Raw genomic sequence first — 22,262 nt, 5'->3', positions numbered from 1 at the left:
TCTGGCGCATGCGCCCGGCGCGGCCACTTAAAGTCAATGTGCGTAAGCCGAAGCAATCTTAACCAGCGATAGCCGATATTGGCTGGCGACTTCGCCGACAGATCAATCGAGCAGGCTGGAGACGCTTTGTTCGCTAGCAGTGCGGGCGATGGCCTCGCCGATCAGCGGGGCAATCGGGACGCGACGGATATTGGGCGCGTCAGCGGTTTGTTCGGTTTCCTCAATGGAATCGGTGATGACCAGTTCCTTGAGTTTTGATGTGGCGACGCGCTCAGCGGCACTGTTGGACAGCACACCATGGGTAATATAGGCGGAAACGTCGAGCGCCCCAGCCTTGAGCAGGGCCTCGGCGGCATTGATCAGCGTGCCGCCCGAATCGACGATATCGTCAATCAGGATGCAGTGCTGCCCCGATACATCGCCGATGATGTTCATGACTTCGGACACGCCAGCGCGGGGGCGCCGCTTGTCGACGATGGCCAGATCGGCGCCAATGCGCTGGGCAATGGCGCGGGCGCGGGCCACGCCCCCAACGTCAGGGGAGACGATCATCAGGTTCGAGGTGTCGTAATGGTCCCGAATGTCGCGCGTCATTACCGGGGCCGAATAGAGATTGTCGGCGGGTATGTCGAAAAAGCCCTGAATCTGAGCCGCGTGCAAATCAAGCGTGATCACGCGATTGACACCCGCTTCGGTAAGCAGATTGGCAACGAGCTTGGCGGAAATGGGCGTGCGGGACGCAGATTTCCTATCCTGCCGCGCATAGCCGAAATAGGGCATGACCGCGGTGATCCGGCGCGCCGACGAGCGGCGCAACGCATCGGTGATGATCAGCAGTTCCATCAGATTGTCGTTAGCCGGGAAGCTTGTTGACTGGAGAATGAAGACATCCTCGCCGCGCACATTCTCGTGCACTTCAACATAAATTTCCTTGTCGGCGAAGCGTTTGACGGTGCAATCGGTCAGTGGAATTTCAAGATAACTGGCGACAGCCTGAGCCAGGGCACGATTGGAATTGCCGGTCACCAGCTTCATTGCACGATCCTGTGATCAAGTCGGGCCGGGAAAGACGACCCCTCCAGTTTCGAGGCAAGGCTCTATATTGTGTGGGCTGTAACCGCAATGTCACAATTGGTCGAAGGCTAACTTTTTCCAACCCAATCAAGGCGATCTGCCGCCCGGTGGTTTGTCCTGCATGAGTTGCGAAGCGATGCGAAAAGTAGCGCTCGGGCGCGCCATAGGTACATAGCGCCAAATCCTGGATAGTGCCGACGCCGCAGGCTGACAGTTGGCTGGCAACAAAGCCGGGCAGGTCAAAATGCTCGCGGCCATTTCGAGGGGTAATGAAAAACTCTTCTCCGTCGGGGTGTAGCGCCAGAAAATCGGCCATGAATTGCGGTCCGACTTCGTAATTGGCCTGACTAATGGTGGGACCGATAGCGGCCACGATGCGGGCAGGGATGGCGCCAAGCGCAGCCATGGCGGCTACACTATTGGCGATAATGCCGTCGGTGGCGCCCTTCCAACCGGCGTGTGCGGCGCCAATAATTTTCGCGACCGGGTCGGTCAGCAGGACCGGGGTACAATCTGCGGTCAGGATGCCGAGCAACAGGCCGGGCACATTGGTAACCAGCGCATCCGCGGCTGGTCGTTCGCCCGCAGGCTGGGTTTTGGACAGCGTGATGACCCGGTTGGAATGGGTTTGGCGCAGGCTCGCCAGCTGCGAGGGTGCATATCCCAATGTTGCGGCGGCGCGAGTGCGGTTCTCCACCACATTTTCGCGGCCGTCTCCAGCAGTTTCTGACACATTGAGGCTGTCGAATGGGGTGGATGAGACGCCACCCTGTCGGCCAAAATAGCCATGGCGGATGCCGACAATTTCGGCGAGGGCGGGGCTGGTGTCGTACAGGCGTGTCATCAGTAAAAGCCCGGTGGTGTCAGGCCGGGACTGGCGACGCAAAAGGCCTTGAACAGGGTGCCCATCCGGTCGGTGTCGGTCAGACGCGCCCGCGCCAAATCCAGATCGGTTGCCGCATTGGGGTTGGCGAGACTGAGCGCCTTGGTACGATCTTTAAGGCCGAGTCGATCAAGGAACTCGGCCTGGGTCGCCAGCGGGTGTACGCTCAAACCGGCCTTGGTGGCCACATTGGCCAGGGCCTCGAAATCGACGTGGGCGGACAGATCGACGGCGCCAGGGTTGCTTAGCACATTTGCGAACGCATGTTTGGCAACCCCTTGCAGGGTCTCGCCGGTTTGCGTTTGGGCGTAGCCGTAGTCGATGGCCAGAAGGGCGCCGCCCTGGGTCGATATTGATCGCGCCAGACGGGCCATAACCTCGCCACCGGCCAAAGCCACCTCAAAGACGCTGTGCAGTTCGGCGTTCTGGACTATATCGGGTAGAGCGGTGTTTGGAATTGGTGTCGGCGACAGGCCAAACACCAGTTTGTCGCCGTCCAGTCCAACAACACGCTCGTGCCAGCCCTTGTCGCCGCGAACGAATTGACGGATTGGCAAGGCGTCAAAAAACTCGTTGGCAATGACCAATAGTGGGCCGTCGCTGACTTTATCGAGCGCGTCGACCCATTGGGGACCATAGGGTTCGAGCCGGGCATGTTGCTCGGCAATCAATGCGGGATTAGTTTCAAACAGGCGCAGGTCAAGGCCATCGCGAAAGCCCTCCGCGCGGCATGCCACGCGCAAAATGTCGGCCATCAGCGTACCCCGACCGGGCCCCAGTTCCATCAGCGTGAAAGCCTTGGGCGATCCCATTTGCTGCCACAAATTAACGATGTAGAAACCGATCAATTCGCCGAACATCTGGCTGATTTCAGGAGCGGTGGTGAAGTCACCAGCTGTGCCGAGTGGATCGGCGCCTTTATAATAGCCCATGGCTGGATGGGTAAGGCAAAGGCCCATGTAATTGGCCACCGACATCGGACCGTTGGCGCGAATTTGCGTGGCAATCAATTCGTGAAGGGTGGGCCTGGTTTCAGCGGCCATGGTTTTTCCTCATGGCAAACAGTACCATCCCTATGCCTGCAAGCAGCAGCGGCAGGGAGAGCACCATGCCCATGGTGAGCCAGCCACCATAGAGGTAGCCCAGTTGCACATCGGGCAAGCGGACAAATTCTACGCCGATGCGCGACAGTGAATAGCCAATGGCAAAGATCCCGGCAACTAGTCCGGGTCGACGCAGGCCATAGGCGATGTGGGTCACATAACGAATGACAAGAAACAACAACAGGCCCTCAAGCGCTGCTTCGTAGAGTTGGCTGGGGTGGCGCGGCACCTGCATGGGATCGGTTGGAAAGATCACACCCCAGGGCAGGCTAGTCGGAGCGCCATACAGTTCGGCATTAATGAAATTGGCGATGCGGCCAAGAAATATGCCGATGGTCGCGGCTGTGCCCAGCAGATCCAGTGATGACAAAAGGTTACCGCCTTTTGAGCGGGTAAATATCAATACGGCCAGGCAGATGCCTATCATGCCGCCATGGTAGGACATGCCCCCGTCCCAAAGGGCGAAGGCTTCGAGCGGATTGCCCATATAGTACGGCAAGTTGTAAAACAGCACGTAGCCAATGCGACCGCCAATAACGATGCCCAATACGGCCCAAAAAGCAAAATCAAACATGTCGTCGGGGGCGAAGGGTGGTGCGTTATTGGCCCACAATGATTTGCGCGCGAGCAAGAAACGGCCATAAAGCGCACCTAGACCCACCCCACCAAGATAGGCGAGCGCGTACCAACGAATGACTAAGGGGCCGATGGCCAGGGCGACAGGATCAATATTGGGAAAGGGCAAGATAGGCTCCGCTGAACTTGCCGGACCATTGCCGCTTCGCCTGCTCTGGTCAAGTCGGAGATGCTCGCCTACATATTCGACACGGCGTCTAGTGGCGCAATTTTACATACAAGGTGTGCGATGAGCCAGAACAACAAAGTATTTGACGGCCTGGGCCGCGTAATGAACGAGGCGGCCGGGGTTGCCGATGGTCTGCGCCGCGAAGTTGAAACGGCGGTAAAGTCGCAGGGACAACGTATTGTCGCCGACATGGACCTGGTCAAACGCGCTGATTTTGATGCGCTGCGCGAGCTCGTGCAGGTTCAAAGCGAGGAAATTGATCAGTTGCGCAAGGACGTTGCCGCGCTTGGCACTGCCAAAAAGGCCAAATAGGTTTGCGTTTCGCTGTAATTTCGGATGTGCACGGCAATGGGCTGGCGCTTGATGCCGTGCTGACGGACATTGCCGTTCAGGGCGTCGATGCGACCCTGTGTCTTGGGGATCATGTCAGCGGGCCGTTGGATCCGGGCGCCGTGGCCGAGCGCTTGATGGGGCTAGGCGGATCAATGATCCGCGGCAACCATGATCGCTGGGTGTGCGAGACCGAGCCCGAGGCGCTTGATCCGGTGGACGCCTTCGCCCGCGAAAAAATGGCACCACGCCATCAGCTGTGGTTGGCCGGACTGCCCGAGACGGCTGTGTTCAACGGCGAGGTGTTTATGTGTCATGGCACGCCGCAGAGCGACACCGATGTGTGGCTGGATAATTACTGGCAGGGTCGCCAAACGACGTTGCCGGATCCAGATGCGATCCTCGGCCATGCGGTCGGCCTGGATTATCCGATCATTTTGTGTGGACATACTCACATTGCCCGATCAGTGCGCCTGCCCGATGGCCGCCGCATCATCAATCCGGGTAGTGTGGGGCTACAATTGGTCCATGGCTCGCCCGATGCGCGTTATGCCATCATCGAACGCCGCGCTGGCCGATGGCTGACCAGCATCCGGGTCGTTGAATATGATTGCGCCGCTGCGGCCCGACAGGCCGTGGCGAACGGCTTCAAGCAATGGGCACCGGCGCTGGCCACCGGATGGGTGGGGCCCGAAGGGCTGTTCTAATGGTCACACCGACCTGTTGATCGCTATTGCGTTAACCAAGCGTTAACCATAGCGGTCCGATCATCCACAAGAGATTAGTGTTCTTTGCTGGGTCTGCGTCCCCTGAATCAGTGGCGCAGTGTAGGATCAAAAAAATCAGGACGATTCGTAGGCTCACGGGCGTGCGGGGCGTTCAATTAGTATCCCATGGTAGGCCATTGAAGATGATGGCCTCAAACACGAATTGCCAGGACGGGTGTCGTCAATGTCACTTCTGCAGATCGAGCCCGACCGAATCGTACATCCGGTTGATATCATCGAGCACATCGCAAATATCAACGACTGGACGTTCGAGCGTCAGGGCGCTGACGAAATCTCGATTTCCGTTCGTGGCGGCTGGAGCGACTATCATGTGTCGTTCAACTGGATGGAGGATCTTGAGTCTCTCCACATCGCCTGCGCCTTCGATCTCAAGGTACCTGATGGTAGGCGCGCCGAGATAAAGCAATTGATCGCGATGATAAACGAACAATTGTGGATCGGCCATTTCGACATCTGGAACAAGGAAGGTGTTGTCCTGTTCCGCAATTCCCATCTACTCACCGGCGGCGCTGAAGTGACGCCACAGCAGTGCGAAGCATTGTTGCGCTCGGCCAGCGATAGCTGTGATCTGTATTATCAGGCATTTCAGTTTGTTGTGTGGGCCGGAAAGAGTGCGCCCGATGCCTTGAGCCATGTCATGTTCGAGACAGTCGGGGAAGCATGAGCGCGGTCAGCCTTAGCGATGTCGGCCCCGTCGTGTTGCTGGGGGCTGGCAAGATGGGTATGGCGCTGGTGCGCGGCTGGCTCGATGCTGGCTTGCAGCCTGAAAATCTGATTCTGGTGTCGCCGCGTCCCAAGCCGGACCTGATTGCCTATGCCGCCGAACGAAACCTGCGGCTTGTCCCTGCCATGGATGCCATTGTGCCGCGTGTACTGGTGTTGGCGGTCAAACCACAAGTATTGCGCACGATATTGGGCGAAATTGCCCCGAAAATTGACGCCAGTTCGCTGGTGTTATCGGTCGCGGCGGGCATTTCGATGCAAGTTCTGACCGATGGGTTGCATACAAAGCGCGTTATCCGCACCATGCCCAATACGCCATCGCAGGTTGGCCGGGGCGTCACCGGTCTGGTGCCGGCCGAAATTGACGATGCTGATCGTGATATTGCCCAGGCGCTGTTTTCGGCGTCCGGTGCCGTGGTCTGGCTAAAAAATGAGGCGGAGCTGGATGCCTTGACGGGTGTCTCGGGCTCCGGTCCAGCCTATGTCTTTCACCTTGTGGAGGCCCTTAGCGAGGCAGCGCGGCGACATGGTTTGAGCGATGAGGTTGCCGACCTTCTGGGCCGCCAGACCGTTATCGGCGCGGCGGCGCTCATGGAGGCCGATCCATCGTCGGCGACGCAATTGCGCACCAATGTCACGTCGCCAAAAGGTACCACGGCCGCTGCATTGGCGATATTGATGGGTGAGGGCGGTTTCGTTGATCTGGTTGACAAGGCCGTGGCTGCCGCGCGGGCACGCAGTGCCGAAATCGGGCGTGAATAGGATCTTTTGGCCTACATGTTCCTTGTGAGGCCGAGACGATCAAGCCTTGGGTGATCACTCGGTTCGACCATGCTGGCCAGAAAGCCGCGCACAATCATGTCGGATCCGGTTGGCAAGGAGGCTATGGCCGCTTCAATCCGGCTTGCCTGACTTTTTGACAGTATGGCAAAGAAATCGCGCCCCTTGTCGGTGGCGAAGAGCAGGCGTTGGCGACGGTCAGCGGGCCCTGTTTGCTGCTCGATATAGCCGTTGTCGATGAGTTGACGCAGAACGCGCGCCAAGCTCTGTTTGGTGATCTTGAGAATTTCGAGCAGGTCGGCTACCGGCATGCCGGGTTTGAGATTGACGAAATAGAGCACGCGGTGGTGGGCACGGCCAAAGCCCTGACGCTCAAGCAATGCATCAGCGTCGCCAACAAAATCGCGATAGGCGAAAAAGAACAGGCCCATGATATCTAGCGGCAATGGGCTGTCGGGGCCATTGTTCGTATTTATGTCAGGTATGTTGACATTTATTTTGTTCGCTGCCATTGTTGCCCCATAGAGATGTCGAAGGTTCTTATCTCGCAGCCATAGTGGTTTGCCAAGGGTCAGGGCGTCGGGCATGATCTAAGCAACGGGTTTTGGTGGGAAGCCGGCCCAAAAATTTTGCAATGTGGGAGAGGATCATGGCGGGCCTGCCAATGGATCAGCGCGAGGGTTGGATTTGGTATGACGGCGCAATGGTGCCGTGGGGCGATGCCACCGTGCATGTGCTGACCCATGGTCTGCACTATGCCAGCAGCGTATTTGAAGGCGAACGCGCCTATGGTGGCGAAATTTTCAAGCTTCGTGAGCACACTGATCGCTTGATTTTTTCGGCTGACACGCTCGATTTCAATATCCCCTATTCGGCCGACGAGATTGACGAAGCCTGTCGTCAGGTGTTGGCGAAAAACAATCTGGTTGATGCCTATGTCCGCCCTGTGGCGTGGCGCGGCTCGGAAGAGCTTAGCGTGCCGGCGCGCAACAACAAGGTACATCTGGCGATTGCTGCCTGGGTTTGGCCGAGCTATTTTTCGCCTGAGGAAAAACTCAAGGGCATTCGCCTCGAGTGGAGCAAGTGGCGGCGGCCAGCGCCGGACACTATTCCATGTTCGGCCAAGGCGGCCGGGCTCTATATGATCTGCACACTGTCAAAGCATGCGGCCATGGATAATGGCTTTTCTGATGCGCTGATGCTGGATTATCGCGGCTATGTCGCAGAGGCGACGGGCGCAAACGTCTTTTTCGTCAAAGGCAAGGATATCACCACGCCAAAGCCGGACTGTTTCCTCAATGGCATAACGCGCCGCACGCTGATCGATCTGGCCAAGCGCAACGGCTATACAATTACCGAACGGCATATGAAACCCGAGGAACTGAAGCAGTTTGACGAGTGTTTTCTGACCGGCACTGCGGCGGAGGTAACACCTGTGTCGCTGGTTGGTGATGTCGCGTTCACCCCCGGCGATGCTTGTCGCACCTTGATGGCGGCCTATAGCGCCGAGGTGCAGCCAAAAAAGGCAGCGGCTGAATAGATTTGGCCACATGACGACTGAAAAGCCGGGATCAGGTTCCCGGCTTTTTGACTTTCAGCTACTCCCAGCGGGCCCTGGCCCGATCGTCCGACGATTTGGACTCGATCCATTTGGTGCCGGCCGGCCCGGTTTCTTTTTTCCAGAATGGCGCGTCGGTCTTGAGATAATCCATCAGGAACTGTGCGCCGTCGAACGCGTCCCCGCGGTGGGGCGCCAGTGTCATGACCTGAACGATGGGATTGCCGGGTTTCATGGTGCCATAGCGGTGGATTATTGTCGCGGCGAGCAGGTTGAAGCGCGTCAGCGCCTCTGAGCGAATGGCGTCGAGCTGATTGACGGCCAGTTCAGGATAGCATTCGAGGGTCAGTGTGGTGATGGGATCGCTCGGGCTTGAGCGAACCAGCCCGGTAAAAGTGACGGCCGCCCCGGCGCCATGATGATCCTTGACGAAGGCATTGATTTGCTCGCCGGGATCAAAATGTTGGCTGATCACCCTGACGGTCACGCCTATCCCCCGGTCATTGGTGGAAACAACGCAATGGTGTGGGCGTCCGCAAGTGAGGCGTCGTGGCTGACGATTTGAGCGTTGATCGCGGCGCGAATCAGGCTGCGTTTCTCAACTGCCAGAGCAAAGGCTTCATCATTTTCAGCCATCCAATTGATCAGATCCGCTACCGTTTTGACCTGTTCAGGCGGCTCAACCTGTTGCTCGCTGCGATCCAGCCGTTCCCTGAGCCACGCGAAATAAAGGACCCTCATTGGGTTTCGCCCGATAGATGTGGCCAACTGGCGCGGAAATACTGGATGCCGGTCCACAGCGTCAACAAGCCGGCGAGCCAGATCAATGCCGTGCCGATCAGGTCGAGCGCGGGGAGGGTGGTCACGAGCAGCAGAATGGCGATGGCAACCAGCTGGGTGGTCGTCTTCCACTTGGCCAGCTTCGAAACGGGCAAGACGATCTTGGTGTTGCCCAAAAACTCTCGTAGGCCAGAAATGAAAATTTCGCGAAACAAGATTGTACAGGCCGGAATCAGGTCCAAGGCGCTAAGAGTATGGTCATAGGCCAGAACAACGAGCATGACACCGACGAGCAACTTGTCGGCAATTGGATCTAGCATCCGCCCCAAAGGGGATATCTGGTTCCATTTACGGGCCAGATAGCCATCGATCCAGTCACTGGCCGCCGCCAATACAAAAAGGACCAGTGCCAACAGGCGCAGACCGGGATCGGCGAGGATCACCAACCAGGCGATCAAGGGTATTGCCACAATCCGGGCGATAGTGATCAGGTTCGGAATCGAGGTGATTTGAGACGTGCTTGCCATGAGCGGAGACAATAGGAAGCGTAGCGAGCGGTCAAGGCGCGATTTCGTTCCGTGACTTCGGATGATGATATTGGATATATGACTTGCTAATAGTTCGGCTGCGACAAGTTTGCCCGCGATATTGGTAACTTGAGCAGCGTCTGCCAAATGTGCTGGCAAACATGGATCAGCAATCGCATGGCACGGGTTGATACCGTGTTGCGCGCCCATTCAACCAAACCAAAGGCAACAAGATGCAACTTGCAATGATCGGACTAGGACGAATGGGTGCCAATATGGTGCGGCGTCTGATGAAAGATGGCCATGAGTGCGTGGTTTATGACCTTGATCCAAAAAATGTCGCCAGCCTCGTTGGTGAGGGCGCCGTCGGTGCCAAGTCCATGGACGAGGTGGTCGCCAAGGTCGGCAAGACTGGTGCTGTGTGGCTGATGTTACCCGCTGCGGTGGTGGGCGGAACGGTTGATAAACTGGCCGATATGATGGGCCCCGGCGGGATTATCATTGATGGTGGCAATTCGTTCTATCATGACGATATCGACCGCGGCGAAGTGTTGGCAGCCAAGGGGATCAACTATCTGGACGTGGGCACCAGTGGTGGCGTCTGGGGGCTTGAACGGGGCTTTTGCCTGATGATCGGGGGGCCGAAGGAGGCGGTCAAGCGTCTCGATACAGTCTTTGCGACGCTGGCACCCGGACTGGACACAGGCGCCGTAGCGCCCACCGACGCGCCAAGTACGGCCTATCTGGGCTATTTGCACTGTGGACCGACGGGGGCCGGGCACTATACAAAAATGGTGCATAATGGCATCGAGTATGGGGTGATGGCCGCCTATGCCGAAGGAATTAACATTCTAAAAGCCGCCAATGAAGGCAAGGGTACCCGCGAGGCAGACGCCGAAACGACACCCTTGCGGAATCCCAAATATTATCAATTCGACATTGATCTGTCAGAAGTCGCCGAAGTGTGGCGCCATGGCAGTGTGATCGGTTCATGGTTACTCGATTTGACCGCGCAGGCACTCAAAGCCGACGAAGGCCTGTCAGGTTTTGGCGGTCGTGTATCGGATTCCGGCGAGGGGCGCTGGACCTTGCAGGCGGCGATTGAAACCGGCGTTCCGGCGCCGGTCCTGTCGTCAGCCCTGTTTGGCCGGTTCAGGCTCACGCGGCGAATCCGAATTTGCTGATCGGTTGCTTTCGGCGATGCGCCTGGCGTTTGGCGGGCATTTGGAAAAGCCGGAAACCGAAGACTGAGCATATGATAGCCGGGCGTTTGCCGCGCCCGGCTGGATCGGTGCTGATCAGGCAACCGCTTTGGCGCAGGCCTTGCGTCGTGCGGTAATCGCGTCGGCAAGATTGTTCAGCGCGTTCACGGTGGTTTTCCAATCGATACAACCATCGGTAATGGATTGGCCATAGGTCAGCGGTTGGCCGGGTACAAGGTCCTGCCGGCCGGCCACCAGATTTGACTCGATCATGGTGCCGATGATGCGCTGTTCACCAGCAGCCAGTTGGGTGCCAACATTAGCGAGCACCAGTGGTTGGTTCTCGGGTTTTTTGTGACTGTTGGCATGGCTGGCATCTATCATGATCGCCGGGCGTACATTGGCTTTGGTCATCTCTGCACCAACGGCATCGACGCTTTGCGCATCATAATTGGGGGTCTTGCCGCCGCGCAGGATGATATGACAATCATCGTTCCCACTGGTGGAGGCAATTGCTGAGCGGCCATCTTTGGTTACAGCAAGGAAATGATGGGGTTGGCTGGCTGAGCGCACGGCGTCGAGCGCGATGCGCACATTGCCATCAGTACCATTCTTGAAGCCGATGGCACAGGAAGTGCCCGAGGCCAATTCGCGGTGGATCTGGCTTTCGGTAGTGCGCGCTCCAATGGCCGCCCAGGAGACGAGATCGGCCAGATATTGCGGCGTGGTCATGTCGAGAAACTCGCAGGCGGCGGGCAGGTCGAGATTGTTTATTTCGAGCAACAGATTGCGCGCCAGCCGCAGGCCCTGATCAATCTGGAAGCTGCCATCGAGGCTGGGGTCATTGATCAAACCTTTCCAACCCACCGTGGTGCGGGGTTTTTCGAAGTAGACGCGCATGATGATTTCGAGGCGGTCGCCGAGTGTTTGGCGCAGTATCGCCAGCTTGCGGGCGTATTCAAGGGCGGCTTCGGGATCATGAATTGAACAGGGTCCAACAATGACCGCGAGCCGGTCATCATGACCATGGAGAATGTTGTGGACGGCGTGGCGGGCGCTGAGCACGGTGCGGGTGGCGGCGTCGGTGCGCGGGAATTCGCGCATGACATCGAGCGGGGTACTTAGTTCGCGGATATCGCGGATACGAAGATCGTCGGTGGATTTCAACACGGCGGTAGGCTCCTGGTTGGGGACCGACCGGCGACAAAAAAAGCCGCCAGTTGGGCTGGCGGCGGCTTTTTGGGATTATTGTGTGACTTGGTTGGTTAGTTCAAGCGCGTCCCTGCCTCCGCCGGTATCGGATAGCTAAAATACCAAAACGAAAATGTGGCGGAACGGGTCATGTCGCCTTAATAACCCAGCAGGATCGGCTTGTCGACTACGACTTTTGATTGAAATGATCGTAGATTAATTGCGCCATCTGCTCGGAGATACCGGGAACCGCCATCAGGTCCTGCAGCGATGCGCGCGCGGCGGCCTTTGCAGAACCGAAATGATTGAGCAGGGCGCGCTTGCGCGTTGGACCGATGCCGTCGATTTCGTCCAAGGGGTTCTTGATCTGGTCTTTTTTACGCTTGGCGCGATGCGTGCCGATGGCGAAACGGTGCGCTTCGTCGCGCAAGCGCTGGACGTAGTAGAGCACCGGGTCGCGGTGCGGCAGCATGAAGGCGTCGCGGCCCTCCATGAAGAATTTTTCTCGGCCCGCGTCGCGCTCTTCGCCTTTGGCAATGCCGATAAACACGACCTCCTTGGGCAGATTCATTTCAGCGATAACGCCGCGAACTGCACTCATCTGTCCGGCGCCGCCGTCAATGAAAACCACATCGGGCCAATCCGGCATGCCCGTCGATTCGTCTTCGTCGACGTCCTCGCTCTCGTTGGCGAGCCGCGTGAAGCGGCGCGTCAGTACCTCACGCATCATGCCAAAATCATCGCCAGGGGTGATGTCTGTCGATTTGATATTGAAGGTGCGATAGTGCTTTTTGGAGAAGCCTTCCTCACCCGCGACCACCATGGCGCCAACGGCGTTGGTGCCTGAAATATGGGAGTTGTCGTATATTTCGATCCGCCGCGGTGCATCGTTCAGACCGAACAGTTCGGCCACCCCTTCAAGTAGGCTGCGGTTGGTGGCGCTTTCCGCCAACTGTCGTCCGAGCGCCTCGCGCGCATTATTGATCGCGTGATTGACCAAGTCTCGCTTTTCGCCGCGTCGTGGCGTTTGCACGTAAACGCGTGAGCCGGCGCGGCTGGAGAGTGCCTCCTCCAACAGTTCGGTTTCGCTAAGCTGGTGACTGAGCAGGAGTAATTTTGGCGGGGTTCGGCTTTCGTAGAATTGGCTGATGAAGGCTTCGAGTACTTCGGTCTCGCTCAGGTCAGCATCGGCGCGCGGCCGAAAAGCATGGTTGCCCCAGTTCTGGAAGGCACGGAAGAAAAACACCTGAACGCAAAACTGCCCGCCGTCCTGATGAATGGCAAATATGTCGGCTTCCTCAACTGACTTTGCCGTGGCGTCGCCCTGGCTCTGGATCAGTGCCAGTGCCCCCAGGCGATCACGCAGAAGGGCGGCCCGTTCGAAATCGAGATTTTCGGCAGCGGTATTCATTTCGCTTTGCATATGATCGCGTACGCCCTTGGAGCGCCCACTCAAAAATTCACGCGCTTCGCTGACCAGTTCTCCATAGCCTTCAATCGATATTTCGCCGGTGCAGGGGGCGGCGCAACGCTTGATTTGATGCTGAAGGCAGGGCCGGGTGCGCGCGGCATAAAAACTGTCCGAACAATTGCGCAGTAAAAACGCCTTTTGCAGGCTGGCGATGGTGCGGTTGACGGCGGTGACGGAGGCGAATGGTCCGAAATAGTGACCTTTGCGCCGGCGGGTGCCGCGATGCTTCATCAATTCGGGCGCTTGGTGATCAGTGGCGATCAGTATGTAGGGAAAGCTTTTGTCGTCGCGCAGCAGCACATTGTAACGCGGTTTGAGGCGCTTGATGAGGTTGGCCTCAAGCAATAGCGCTTCGGACTCGGTTTCGGTGCGCACAAACTCCATATTCGCCGTAGCTGCGATCATGCGCTGGATGCGGGTCGGCAATCCTTCGGGTCGGGTGTAATTGGTAACGCGCGATTTGAGGCTGCGTGCCTTGCCGACATAAACCACGGTACCGTGGGCATCGATCATTCGATAGACGCCGGGCGCCGCAGGCAGGGTGCGCACGAAAGCCTTGATGATTTCGGGGCCGGTCGGAGGCGTTGGCTCAGTCATCGGCGAGGCGTCGGCGCTGCACGGGTAGGAAATTCGAGATGCTCGCCACCATCGAGCGCGAGCATCTGTCCGGTCAATGAGCCGGTTTTGAGCAACAGCAACACCCCGTCGGCGATGTCGTGTGGGCTCGCGTGGCGCTTGAGAGGCAGTTGGTCGACGGAATGGTCAAACTCGGTTTGACTTTGGCGGCTATGCGGCAGCACCGGTCCGGGGCCGATGGCATTGACGCGAATATTCGGTGCCAAGGACTGGGCCAGCGTCCGGGTCGCGGTCCAGAGCACCGATTTGGACAGGGTATAGCTGAAATAGGCCGGAGAGAGATTGAGCACTCGTTCATCGATCATATTGACGATATTGCCTTCGGCGCCGTCGGGCAATTGGGCCGCGAAATCGCGGGCCAAAAACATTGGCGCTTCGGCGTGAATTGCAAAATGCTTGTCCCAAACTGCTTCGTCCAGATCAAGAGCGCTGTCTGGATCGAAAACAGATGCGTTGTTGATCAACACTGTTAGCGGGCCAAATGGGGCTGCTGCTTCGGCGATCAGCGATGCGCGTTCGGTCCTATTGGTCAGGTCGGCGCCAATGGTCGCGGCGTGGCCACCTGACTTGCAAATGGCGGACTTGACCTCATCGGCTCCGGCGGGATCAGAGCGATAGTGAACAATAACGCTATAGCCACTGGTGCCAAGTTGGCTGGCGATTGCGGCGCCGATGCGGTCGCTGGCGCCGGTGACGAGGGCTACCGGTGGGTGAGAAGTTGGGGACATTGAGTGATGATTCGACTGGCCGTGACAAATTGGTTTGGCGGACGATACTGCGATTTGCTGCCTATCAGCAATGTTTGCGCCGTGAGGCGACGTGCCGACCGTGTGCGGTTGGGCAGCGCTATTGCCCTATTGTTGGCGTTCGATCGGGATTAGGCTTTGCTGGTGAGGGCAATCGCCGTGTTGGCGATTCGAAAAGGGGGACTAAATGGAAGCGTTATTACCACTGATCGTGCAATTGATCGGCGGCGGTGCGGGCGGCAATATTATCGCTCAAGTCGTCAAAAAAGTGGATTTGGGACCAGCAGGCAACAGTATTGTCGGGGCTGTTGGAGGGATCGCCGGCACTTGGCTGGCCGGTCAAATCCCCGGTCTTGACGGGCTGGTAGGCAATGTGGTCGCAACTGCCGACGCGACAGGTGCCACTACTGGCGGGCTGGATATTGGCGCTCTGGCTGGACAAGGCATTACGGGTCTTGTCAGTGGCGGGATATTGACCGCGATTGCCGGTCTGATCAAATCCAGCATGGCAAAGGCCTAATATTGGTATATAGCACGGGCATGGCTCCGGACTGAGGGTGTTCGGGGCCTTTGGCTTGTCTATAAGGAAGCTGTCACCATGGATACGCCAGTCATAAACGCCCTGCGTGGCGACAACTACACGCGTGCCATATTGCTGACCATTATCACGGTGATGATTTTCGGCTTGCAGGATGCTGTGGCCAAGGTTTTGGTCCAAACCTATTCTCCGTTCCAGATCACCATGATGCGATATTGGGCGTTTGCCGCCTTTTCGCTGTTTCTGGTGTCGCGGCGAGCACCGTTGCGCCACGCGCTGCGCTCTCGAGTGCCGCTCTGGCAGGTCCTTAGAGGCGTATTGCTCATGGCTGACATCTGGCTGTTTGCGCTGGCCCTGCAAACGGTGCCGCTGGGTGAGTTGCAGTCGATCAGTTTGATTTATCCTTTGCTGGTTACACTTTTTGCCATCCCGATCCTGGGTGAGAAAGTCGGAATATTTCGTATTGTGGCCATTGGCGTTGGCTTCATGGGCGCCTTGTTCATCGTGCGCCCGGGGGGATTGGCGATGAATATTGGCGTTGTTTACGCTGTTGCCTCGGCAGGTTTTTATGCGCTCTATATCGTCTTTACTCGCAAGGTTGGGCAGCACGACAGTGCACGGACCAGCATGGTTTATGTCAGCGTCATAGGTCTGGTGCTATCGGGGATTGTCGGGGTATTTCATTGGCAGCCAATGGGCTGGGGCGATATTTTGCTGGTCGTGTTCATCATGGGCACAACGACGGCCGCTCATGGCTTGATGATGGTGGCGCTTTCGATGGCGCCCGCGAGCGTGGTGCAGCCGTTCAACTATTTTTCCCTACCCTGGGCAATCGTTTTGAGTTTTGTGATCTTTGGCCATCTGATTGATTTATTATCGCTGGTTGGTGCGGCAATCATTGTGGCAGCAGGCCTTGTTGTAATGGCGCGCGAACGCATGCGCCGGGTTCAGCGCGGACAGCCGACTCCGCCGCACTAGATCACAATCAGTCGGGTGAACCAGACACCTGCTGCGGCGCTGAGTGCGGTTAATGCTGTGCCCCAGGCCATGTCGATGGCGGCAATTGTTGGTGTGAATCCCTTGAGCGTCGACAGGTTGGTCAAATCATAGGTGCCGTAGGCGACAAATCCCAGCAATGCGCCGGTGAGTAGTGCCTTCATGACGTCTCCCTCAGCGGGCGCGGCGACCAGTACGACGACGCCAACCAGATAGAGCAGATAAAAGCCTGCCGCGACGGCAAGATTGGGATTGGGCAGGAGAATGGAGCCGATCTCGCGCTGATAGGTCGATTTGGCAATGGTCGTGAGCCACATGAAGTCGAGCGCAAAAAAGACAATTGTACAGGCCGCATAAAGGATCAGATATTTGCTCATCAATGTTGCGCTCCGCTATAATGTCTATGCGATACGCAACATGACGCCGAGAGGATCACTGTCGACTCCAGGTGCCTGACCTTTGACAGTGGTGTCGATGAGACACGCCGCCCGGATCGGGCAGCGTGTCAGGGCGATCAGTTACCGAAACAGAAATAGCCGTTGGAACTGCCAAAGCATGCCTGCGAGCGATGACGCGGAAGATGACGGCGCGGGAAATGACGGCGGGGTTGTGCCCATCCATTGTCGAAGTCGTAATAGTCGCCCCAACTGGGTACCGGAACCCGGCGAGGACGGTGTACTGGTGGGCGACCGCGGTTGAGGTAATTTGAGGCAACCCAACCGTCGCGACCGACCTTTTGAACGAAGCACCAACTACCACGACAATATTGAACATCAACGCGTTCACCGCGATACAGGGTGTCGACGGCGCGATATTGGGTGCTCGGGCCGGAGCGGACATTGACATTTGTGGTGGCATAGGCGGTGGCCGCAAATGCACCGGCGGTGCTGGCGATCAGGGCTAGCGCGGTCAAACCGCCGATTACCAGCTTGTTTTTTATGGCCATGGTATGAACTCCCATTGGGTATTGTGACAACTTGTATGATGACACCAAAGCACTTTTAGTCTGAACCGGACCTGAACGCCCGACCGAGTCTAAAGTCTCAAAAGGGCGCTGAATCTTTTCAGCGTTTCGCCGAGTGATTTTCGCTGCTTCTTCTTGAGTTCGCCCATCAATGCCTTTTCGAGTTCGGCCCAGTTTTCGGCGAGCCGATTGCGGATGCGCACGCCGCGCTCGGTCAGCGCAAGTCCGGGCGTCAGCAAGGGCCCAACGGCCTGGCGGGTCACGAGATCGCGCTCGATAAGTCGTGATATGCGTGGCGTCAGGGTTTCAATCTCAATATCGAGCTCTCGGGCGAGGTCGGCATCATCGGTGCCATGGCGGGCAAGAATGAAAAGCACGGCATCGTCACCCGGCTCCAGCCCCCGTTCGCGCAACGGCACCAGCACCGCCTGATGGGCAAGCTGGCCGGCCTCGATCAGGCGATACAGGTTCGAATGGGCTGATGGTCTGGACATAAGAGGGAAAATAGTCCGAACTCCCGGTGCGCGTCGATCCACAGTCTACCCTATCGTTAATCGAGCAACGGCCAAGTGGGTTTATTGTTCACCCTCTGCAGATGGGTTATGTACCGAGGTAGGCGTTTTTGAGGAGTAGCAAATGGCTCTGTATTTTGCCGAAGAGCTGACTGCTCCCGAATATTCAGCATTGGTGACCAGGCAGATCATCGGGATATTGCCTGTTGCGGCAATTGAACCGCATGGACCACATTTGCCGCTGTCGACAGATTGCGACATCGCGCGCGGGCATCTGGTTGCGCTTTCAAAATTTCTGCCCGACACAATCGATTCTATTGTACTGCCATTGCAGACTATAGGACATAGTATCGAGCACAGTAATTTCGCCGGTACATTCAGCCACACGGCGGAAGCGCTCTTGGTCAGCTGGTGGGACGTTGCCCAGGGTTTTTATGCCGCGGGGGGGCGCAAGCTGATTATTGTATCAAGCCATGGCGGTAACTCGGGGATCGTGAGTCTTTTGTCGACGCGCCTCCGAGTCGAACTGGGCATGTTGTCGGTAAGCGCGTCATGGCTGCGTTTTGGCCAGCCACCGGGATTGTTTGCCGACAGGGAAATTGCCTATGGCATTCATGGCGGCGACATTGAAACCTCGCTGATGCTGCATTATTGGCCCGAGAAGGTGCGTCGGGACCAGCTGGCAGATTTTTCCTCAAATGGGGAAGCGTGGGACGCAGAGACGGTTGCGCTAAAGGTTCATGGCATGGTGCAGATGGGCTGGATGTCACAGGATTTGAACGATGCGGGCGTTGTTGGCAACGCACTGGCGGCGAGTGCTGAGAAAGGCGCTGCCAGTGCGCGCCATGCATTGACCGGTTTTGGCGGGTTGCTGGCAGATGTCGACAAATTTGATCTTGAGCGATTGGGCAGCAGATGACGCAGGACCTGGCCCGCATCCGAGCGTTTGTTCAGGTATTTGATAGTGGCGGCTTTTCCGCAGCAGCACGCCAGCACGGGCGGTCAAAGGCGCTGCTGTCGAAATATGTCACTGATCTCGAAAATTATCTCGGCGTTCGGTTGATGAACCGAACAACGCGCAAACTGGGATTGACCGAGGCCGGTGAGGTCTACTATCGCGAGGCCAGCGCCTTGCTGCAGCAGTTGGACGATCTGGACGCGAGCATAACCGATCAGACATCGGAGCCGCGGGGGCTGCTGCGGGTTTCAGCGCCCCGCAACTTTGGCGAGAGAACGCTGGCGCCGGTCATATTCGGCTTTTTGACCAAGTACCCCAAGGTCAGTCTCGATCTGCGTCTGGAAGATCGCTATGTCGACCTTGTCGATGAGGGGATCGATGTGGCGCTGCGGATCAGCACCCTGGCCGACAGTTCGCTGATTGCCCGCAAAATCGCTGATATGCAGATTGTGGCGGCGGGATCGCCGGCGTTGCTGGAGCGCCTCGGCACGCCCCGGCATCCCGAGGATTTGCGCACGATGCCCTGCGTGATCGATACCAATTTGCAGGGGCAATCAAACTGGCGGTTTAACGATAACGGCAAGACCGTTTCAGTGCCGGTCACTGGCCCAGTGCGGGTTAATTCGCCCCTGGCGGCACGTCAGGCGGCGGTCGAGGGCCTGGGGTTTGCGGTGATGCCTTCCTATCTGGCTGATCCGGCAATTGCCGATGGCAGCCTTGTGGCGATATTGGAAGATTTCATGCCTACCGGGCAGACATTGCAGGCGGTATATCCGCACCGGCGCCATCTGGCGGGCAAAGTTCGAGCGCTTATTGATCATCTGGTCGACTGGTTTTCAGCCCATCCCATTTGAGGTCGATGAAAGGTTTTTTCGTGCGATTTATTGGGAGGCGTCTGGTGGCGCTGGTGGTTGCCGCCTTATGTGCCGTCATGCCCGCAATTGCCCACCCCCATATTTTCATTGATGCCAAACTGGTGGTAATTTTCAGCGATGCCGGGGCGGTCAGCCAGTTGCGGCATATCTGGACCTTTGACGAAGCCTTTTCCGCGTGGGCCGTGCAGGGGTTGGACACCAATGGCGATGGTGATGTTTCGCCCGAGGAGCCTGCAAGCGCTGGCCGACGACAATATCAAGGGTTTGAGTGAATATGGGTTCTATACGCTCGCCGGTGATGCTGGTGAGACAGTCAGGTTTGCCGCTGTTGGCGATCAACGCATGTCCTATGACAATGGGCGGACGACACTGACCTATTCAATCGCGGCAGAACCGGCAATTGATACGGCTAAGCCACTGACATTGGGGATCAGCGATCCTGAATATTATGTGGCGATCACTTTTGCCGACCCGGCTGAAATCAGTATGGACAACGCCCCACCAGGCTGTGCGGTTCAGATGGTTCCGCCCAAGGACCTGAGCGACGAATTGACCAATAAGCTCTATGCTTTGGGGCCGGATGTGGTGCAATTGCCGCCAGATCTGGCGGCCGCCATGCGCGATACTCAGGGGCTCATCACAATAAGCTGTCCGCAAAAAACCGGTGCAGCGACGGCACCGACTTCGGCGCTCGATGCTGTGAACGCGTTGGGCAATATCAAGGCTGCGCCCTTTGGCGGGCCACCGGTAGAGGTGGGTCTACCAACGCCGCAAGGTGGTGTGTTCACAATATTAAAGAACCTTCAGCGGCAATTTTATGCGGCGCTGACCGATGCGTTGGGCACCCTGAAAAGTGATTTTACCGCGTTCTGGGTGCTGGGGGGATTAAGTTTTCTCTATGGCGTGGTGCATGCGGCAGGGCCGGGGCACGGCAAGGTCGTCGTTTCCTCCTATATGCTGGCCAATGAAAGCCAGGTGCGGCGCGGCATCACGCTGAGTATCTTGTCGGCGCTAATGCAGTCGGTTGTGGCGGTTGGGTTTGTGCTGGTGGCAGCGGGCGTTCTGGGCATAACAAGCCTTGCGATGAGCGATGCGGCGCGCTGGATTGTGCTGGTCTCCTACGCGATGGTGGTTCTGTTGGGGCTGTGGCTTATCGGGCGGAAATTGTTTGGCTGGGGGCATCACCATCACCACGGCGAGCATCACGAGCATGGCGAATGTGAGCATGGACATGTGGTGACACCGATGGCTGTTGGTGGGGCGTGGCGGGAGCAGTTGGGCGTTGTCCTGTCGGTGGGGTTGCGGCCCTGTTCAGGCGCGCTGGTGGTGCTGGTATTCGCATTGTCGCAAGGCGTGTTGGCGGCGGGGATCGTGGCGGTGTTTCTGATGGGCGCCGGGACGGCGATAACGGTGGCGGTATTGGCGACGCTGGCGGTGTCGGCCAAGGGCATGGCACAGCGAATCGGTGGTGTGGATAATGCGGGGACGGCGGCGCTTGTCTGGTGGGTTGAACTGGCAGGGGCGATGGCGGTTCTGGGATTTGGCGTCCTGTTGCTGGTGGCCAATTTTTAAGCGCGACCCATAGCCGCCTTGTGTGACACAGCGGAAATTGTATGGTGCGGCGGTTTTTTACCGAACGGATCGCTGCGACCATGACCGAGAATTTGCCGCCGGGGCATCCGCCTGTAAATGACCCGAAGATCGGGGTTCTGCTGCTGAACCTTGGCACGCCCGAGGCGACGGATTATTGGAGCGTGCGACGCTATCTCAAGGAATTCCTGTCTGATCCCAGGGTGATTGAAACCCCTAAATGGCTGTGGTGGCCGATTCTCAACCTGGTTATCCTTTCGGTGCGCCCGCAAAAGAGCGGGCATGCCTATGCCCAGATATGGGACAAGGAAACCAATGAAAGCCCGCTAAAGGTCATCACGCGCAATCAGGCGCTTAATCTAGCACAGCGCATGAGTGGCGAGGGTAAAGTGGTTGTCGATTTTGCCATGCGCTATGGCGAGCCGTCGACGGCGGCGAAGCTGGAAGCGATGCAGAAGGCCGGGTGCCAGAAAATCCTTTTGGTGCCGCTCTATCCCCAATATTCGGCGACAACGACCGCAACGGCGAATGACAAGGCTTTTGCGGCGCTGGGCAAGATGCGGTGGCAACCGGCGGTGCGCACGATGCCGGCCTATTTTGAAGATCCAAAATATATCGAAACGCTGGCGGCGAGTATAAAGAATGGCGTGGAGAAACTCGATTTCGAGCCGGATCTGGTGATTACCAGTTATCACGGCATGCCGGTGGAATATCTGGAGCGGGGCGATCCGTATCATTGCCAGTGTTACAAGACGACCCGGCTGGTGCGCGAGCACCTTGGCTGGGCTAACGACAAGATCATGGTGACGTTTCAATCGCGGTTCGGGCCGACGAAATGGCTGGAGCCCTATACTGATGTGACGCTGGGCGCGCTGCCGGGCAAGGGCGTCAAGAAGGTGGCGATTTTGGCACCGGCGTTTTCGGCCGATTGTATCGAGACGCTGGAAGAAATTTCGATCCAGGCGCGCGAGACCTTTCTGGCCGCCGGGGGCACCGATTTTGCCTATATTCCCTGCCTCAATGATAGTGTTGAGGGCATGGACATGATCGAAAACATGGTGCGGCGGGAATTGTCGGGCTGGCTCTGACCCCAATAGCGGCAACGGGTTTGGCCGCACGGTTGAACAACCTGCGGGGAACACGGTGTGGGGTGGCTTGCGCCCTAGTTGGTCGTGGTAAAGGAGGCGAAAGCCACCCCACACGGTCGGGATTTTTTGCGCACGCCGCAAGCA

The 22,262-nt window shown here is 57.6% G+C and carries 26 protein-coding genes and 1 pseudogene; 13 read left to right on the top strand and 14 right to left on the bottom strand.

Annotated features, from left to right (window positions below):
- Positions 1 to 102: 102 nt before the first annotated feature.
- From PSQ19_RS08765 to lgt, 4 genes are read right to left on the bottom strand one after another with little or no spacing between them, the layout of a single operon-like run.
- Positions 103 to 1,035, bottom strand: coding sequence for a ribose-phosphate pyrophosphokinase (locus PSQ19_RS08765; protein ID WP_282220466.1), 933 nt, complete (start codon positions 1,033 to 1,035; stop codon positions 103 to 105).
- The gene (gene pgeF / locus PSQ19_RS08760) at positions 974 to 1,918 is read right to left on the bottom strand and encodes a peptidoglycan editing factor PgeF (RefSeq protein ID WP_282220465.1); all 945 of its coding nucleotides are present in this window, start codon (positions 1,916 to 1,918) and stop codon (positions 974 to 976) included. The genes PSQ19_RS08765 and pgeF overlap by 62 nt, the downstream gene beginning before the upstream one ends.
- Positions 1,918 to 3,000, bottom strand: coding sequence for a class I SAM-dependent methyltransferase (locus tag PSQ19_RS08755; protein ID WP_282220464.1), 1,083 nt, complete (start codon positions 2,998 to 3,000; stop codon positions 1,918 to 1,920). Before PSQ19_RS08755 ends, pgeF begins: the two co-directional genes overlap by 1 nt.
- Positions 2,990 to 3,808, bottom strand: coding sequence for a prolipoprotein diacylglyceryl transferase (lgt, locus tag PSQ19_RS08750; RefSeq protein ID WP_282220652.1), 819 nt, complete (start codon positions 3,806 to 3,808; stop codon positions 2,990 to 2,992). Before lgt ends, PSQ19_RS08755 begins: the two co-directional genes overlap by 11 nt.
- A gap of 117 nt (positions 3,809 to 3,925) precedes the next feature.
- On the opposite strand from lgt, the gene PSQ19_RS08745 reads away from it, so the two are divergent.
- From PSQ19_RS08745 to proC, 4 genes are all read left to right on the top strand, one after another.
- Positions 3,926 to 4,177: an accessory factor UbiK family protein gene (locus PSQ19_RS08745; RefSeq protein WP_282220463.1), complete on the top strand. Its 252-nt coding sequence runs from the start codon at positions 3,926 to 3,928 to the stop codon at positions 4,175 to 4,177.
- A 2-nt stretch (positions 4,178 to 4,179) separates the two neighbouring features.
- Positions 4,180 to 4,902: a metallophosphoesterase family protein gene (locus PSQ19_RS08740; protein WP_282220462.1), complete on the top strand. Its 723-nt coding sequence runs from the start codon at positions 4,180 to 4,182 to the stop codon at positions 4,900 to 4,902.
- A gap of 244 nt (positions 4,903 to 5,146) precedes the next feature.
- The gene (locus PSQ19_RS08735) at positions 5,147 to 5,647 is read left to right on the top strand and encodes a type III secretion system chaperone family protein (protein WP_282220461.1); all 501 of its coding nucleotides are present in this window, start codon (positions 5,147 to 5,149) and stop codon (positions 5,645 to 5,647) included.
- Positions 5,644 to 6,468, top strand: coding sequence for a pyrroline-5-carboxylate reductase (gene proC, locus PSQ19_RS08730; RefSeq protein WP_282220460.1), 825 nt, complete (start codon positions 5,644 to 5,646; stop codon positions 6,466 to 6,468). The genes PSQ19_RS08735 and proC overlap by 4 nt, the downstream gene beginning before the upstream one ends.
- An 11-nt stretch (positions 6,469 to 6,479) precedes the next feature.
- Here proC and PSQ19_RS08725 read toward each other — a convergent pair whose 3' ends face one another.
- Positions 6,480 to 6,917: a MarR family winged helix-turn-helix transcriptional regulator gene (locus PSQ19_RS08725; protein WP_282220651.1), complete on the bottom strand. Its 438-nt coding sequence runs from the start codon at positions 6,915 to 6,917 to the stop codon at positions 6,480 to 6,482.
- Between the two features lie 218 nt (positions 6,918 to 7,135).
- Here PSQ19_RS08725 and PSQ19_RS08720 point away from each other — a divergent pair, with 218 nt between their 5' ends.
- A complete protein-coding gene (locus tag PSQ19_RS08720; protein WP_282220459.1) occupies positions 7,136 to 8,026 on the top strand; it encodes a branched-chain amino acid aminotransferase in 891 nt (296 codons plus the stop codon).
- A 58-nt stretch (positions 8,027 to 8,084) separates the two neighbouring features.
- Here the strand turns inward: PSQ19_RS08720 and PSQ19_RS08715 are convergent, their stop codons facing one another.
- Genes PSQ19_RS08715 through pgsA form a run of 3 tightly spaced genes read right to left on the bottom strand, consistent with a single transcriptional unit; the run spans position 8,085 to position 9,351 of the window.
- Positions 8,085 to 8,531 (bottom strand): molybdenum cofactor biosynthesis protein MoaE, encoded by a 447-nt coding sequence (locus PSQ19_RS08715; protein ID WP_282220458.1) that lies wholly within the window; start codon positions 8,529 to 8,531, stop codon positions 8,085 to 8,087.
- A gap of 2 nt (positions 8,532 to 8,533) precedes the next feature.
- Positions 8,534 to 8,785, bottom strand: coding sequence for a molybdopterin converting factor subunit 1 (gene moaD, locus PSQ19_RS08710; protein WP_282220457.1), 252 nt, complete (start codon positions 8,783 to 8,785; stop codon positions 8,534 to 8,536).
- Positions 8,782 to 9,351, bottom strand: a complete 570-nt coding sequence (pgsA, locus tag PSQ19_RS08705) for a CDP-diacylglycerol--glycerol-3-phosphate 3-phosphatidyltransferase (protein WP_282220456.1) — start codon at positions 9,349 to 9,351, stop codon at positions 8,782 to 8,784. The genes moaD and pgsA overlap by 4 nt, the downstream gene beginning before the upstream one ends.
- A 233-nt stretch (positions 9,352 to 9,584) precedes the next feature.
- On the opposite strand from pgsA, the pseudogene gnd reads away from it, so the two are divergent.
- A pseudogene (gene gnd, locus PSQ19_RS08700) lies at positions 9,585 to 10,602 on the top strand (phosphogluconate dehydrogenase (NAD(+)-dependent, decarboxylating)).
- A 47-nt stretch (positions 10,603 to 10,649) separates the two neighbouring features.
- Here gnd and PSQ19_RS08695 read toward each other — a convergent pair.
- From PSQ19_RS08695 to PSQ19_RS08685, 3 genes are all read right to left on the bottom strand, one after another.
- A complete protein-coding gene (locus PSQ19_RS08695; protein WP_282220455.1) occupies positions 10,650 to 11,723 on the bottom strand; it encodes a 3-deoxy-7-phosphoheptulonate synthase in 1,074 nt (357 codons plus the stop codon).
- Between the two features lie 208 nt (positions 11,724 to 11,931).
- Positions 11,932 to 13,812 (bottom strand): excinuclease ABC subunit UvrC, encoded by a 1,881-nt coding sequence (gene uvrC / locus PSQ19_RS08690; protein ID WP_282220454.1) that lies wholly within the window; start codon positions 13,810 to 13,812, stop codon positions 11,932 to 11,934.
- Positions 13,809 to 14,579: an SDR family oxidoreductase gene (locus PSQ19_RS08685; protein ID WP_282220453.1), complete on the bottom strand. Its 771-nt coding sequence runs from the start codon at positions 14,577 to 14,579 to the stop codon at positions 13,809 to 13,811. The genes uvrC and PSQ19_RS08685 overlap by 4 nt, the downstream gene beginning before the upstream one ends.
- Positions 14,580 to 14,784: 205 nt before the next feature.
- Here PSQ19_RS08685 and PSQ19_RS08680 point away from each other — a divergent pair, with 205 nt between their 5' ends.
- Positions 14,785 to 15,117 carry a hypothetical protein gene (locus PSQ19_RS08680; protein WP_282220452.1) on the top strand — a complete coding sequence of 111 codons (333 nt, stop codon included), beginning with the start codon at positions 14,785 to 14,787 and terminating at the stop codon, positions 15,115 to 15,117.
- Positions 15,118 to 15,195: 78 nt separating this feature from the next.
- Positions 15,196 to 16,113, top strand: coding sequence for a DMT family transporter (locus tag PSQ19_RS08675; RefSeq protein WP_282220451.1), 918 nt, complete (start codon positions 15,196 to 15,198; stop codon positions 16,111 to 16,113).
- On the opposite strand, the gene PSQ19_RS08670 is transcribed toward PSQ19_RS08675, so the two are convergent.
- The 3 genes from PSQ19_RS08670 to PSQ19_RS08660 all read right to left on the bottom strand — a co-directional run bounded on the left by PSQ19_RS08670 (position 16,110) and on the right by PSQ19_RS08660 (position 17,589).
- Complete coding sequence (locus PSQ19_RS08670) at positions 16,110 to 16,508, bottom strand: DUF2177 family protein (protein WP_282220450.1); 399 nt, start codon at positions 16,506 to 16,508, stop codon at positions 16,110 to 16,112. The genes PSQ19_RS08675 and PSQ19_RS08670 overlap by 4 nt on opposite strands.
- Before the next feature lie 137 nt (positions 16,509 to 16,645).
- A complete protein-coding gene (locus tag PSQ19_RS08665; RefSeq protein WP_282220449.1) occupies positions 16,646 to 17,077 on the bottom strand; it encodes an SH3 domain-containing protein in 432 nt (143 codons plus the stop codon).
- 89 nt (positions 17,078 to 17,166) lie between these two features.
- Positions 17,167 to 17,589, bottom strand: coding sequence for a helix-turn-helix domain-containing protein (locus tag PSQ19_RS08660; protein ID WP_282220448.1), 423 nt, complete (start codon positions 17,587 to 17,589; stop codon positions 17,167 to 17,169).
- Positions 17,590 to 17,731: 142 nt separating this feature from the next.
- On the opposite strand from PSQ19_RS08660, the gene PSQ19_RS08655 reads away from it, so the two are divergent.
- Genes PSQ19_RS08655 through hemH form a run of 5 tightly spaced genes read left to right on the top strand, consistent with a single transcriptional unit; the run spans position 17,732 to position 22,118 of the window.
- Positions 17,732 to 18,526: a creatininase family protein gene (locus PSQ19_RS08655; protein WP_282220447.1), complete on the top strand. Its 795-nt coding sequence runs from the start codon at positions 17,732 to 17,734 to the stop codon at positions 18,524 to 18,526.
- On the top strand, positions 18,523 to 19,419 hold the full coding sequence (locus PSQ19_RS08650; protein ID WP_282220446.1) for a LysR family transcriptional regulator: 897 nt from the start codon (positions 18,523 to 18,525) through the stop codon (positions 19,417 to 19,419). Before PSQ19_RS08655 ends, PSQ19_RS08650 begins: the two co-directional genes overlap by 4 nt.
- A gap of 44 nt (positions 19,420 to 19,463) precedes the next feature.
- Positions 19,464 to 19,712 carry a DUF1007 family protein gene (locus PSQ19_RS08645; protein ID WP_282220445.1) on the top strand — a complete coding sequence of 83 codons (249 nt, stop codon included), beginning with the start codon at positions 19,464 to 19,466 and terminating at the stop codon, positions 19,710 to 19,712.
- Positions 19,654 to 21,012: a HoxN/HupN/NixA family nickel/cobalt transporter gene (locus tag PSQ19_RS08640; protein ID WP_282220444.1), complete on the top strand. Its 1,359-nt coding sequence runs from the start codon at positions 19,654 to 19,656 to the stop codon at positions 21,010 to 21,012. The genes PSQ19_RS08645 and PSQ19_RS08640 overlap by 59 nt, the downstream gene beginning before the upstream one ends.
- Positions 21,013 to 21,053: 41 nt before the next feature.
- Positions 21,054 to 22,118 (top strand): ferrochelatase, encoded by a 1,065-nt coding sequence (gene hemH, locus PSQ19_RS08635; RefSeq protein ID WP_282220443.1) that lies wholly within the window; start codon positions 21,054 to 21,056, stop codon positions 22,116 to 22,118.
- The last annotated feature ends 144 nt before the right edge of the window (positions 22,119 to 22,262 follow it).

This window comes from Devosia algicola, assembly GCF_028816455.1.
Lineage (GTDB): Bacteria > Pseudomonadota > Alphaproteobacteria > Rhizobiales > Devosiaceae > Devosia > Devosia algicola.
The sequence above is the reverse complement of the archived record's forward strand: the minus strand, read 5'-3'. Positions and strand labels throughout refer to the sequence as shown.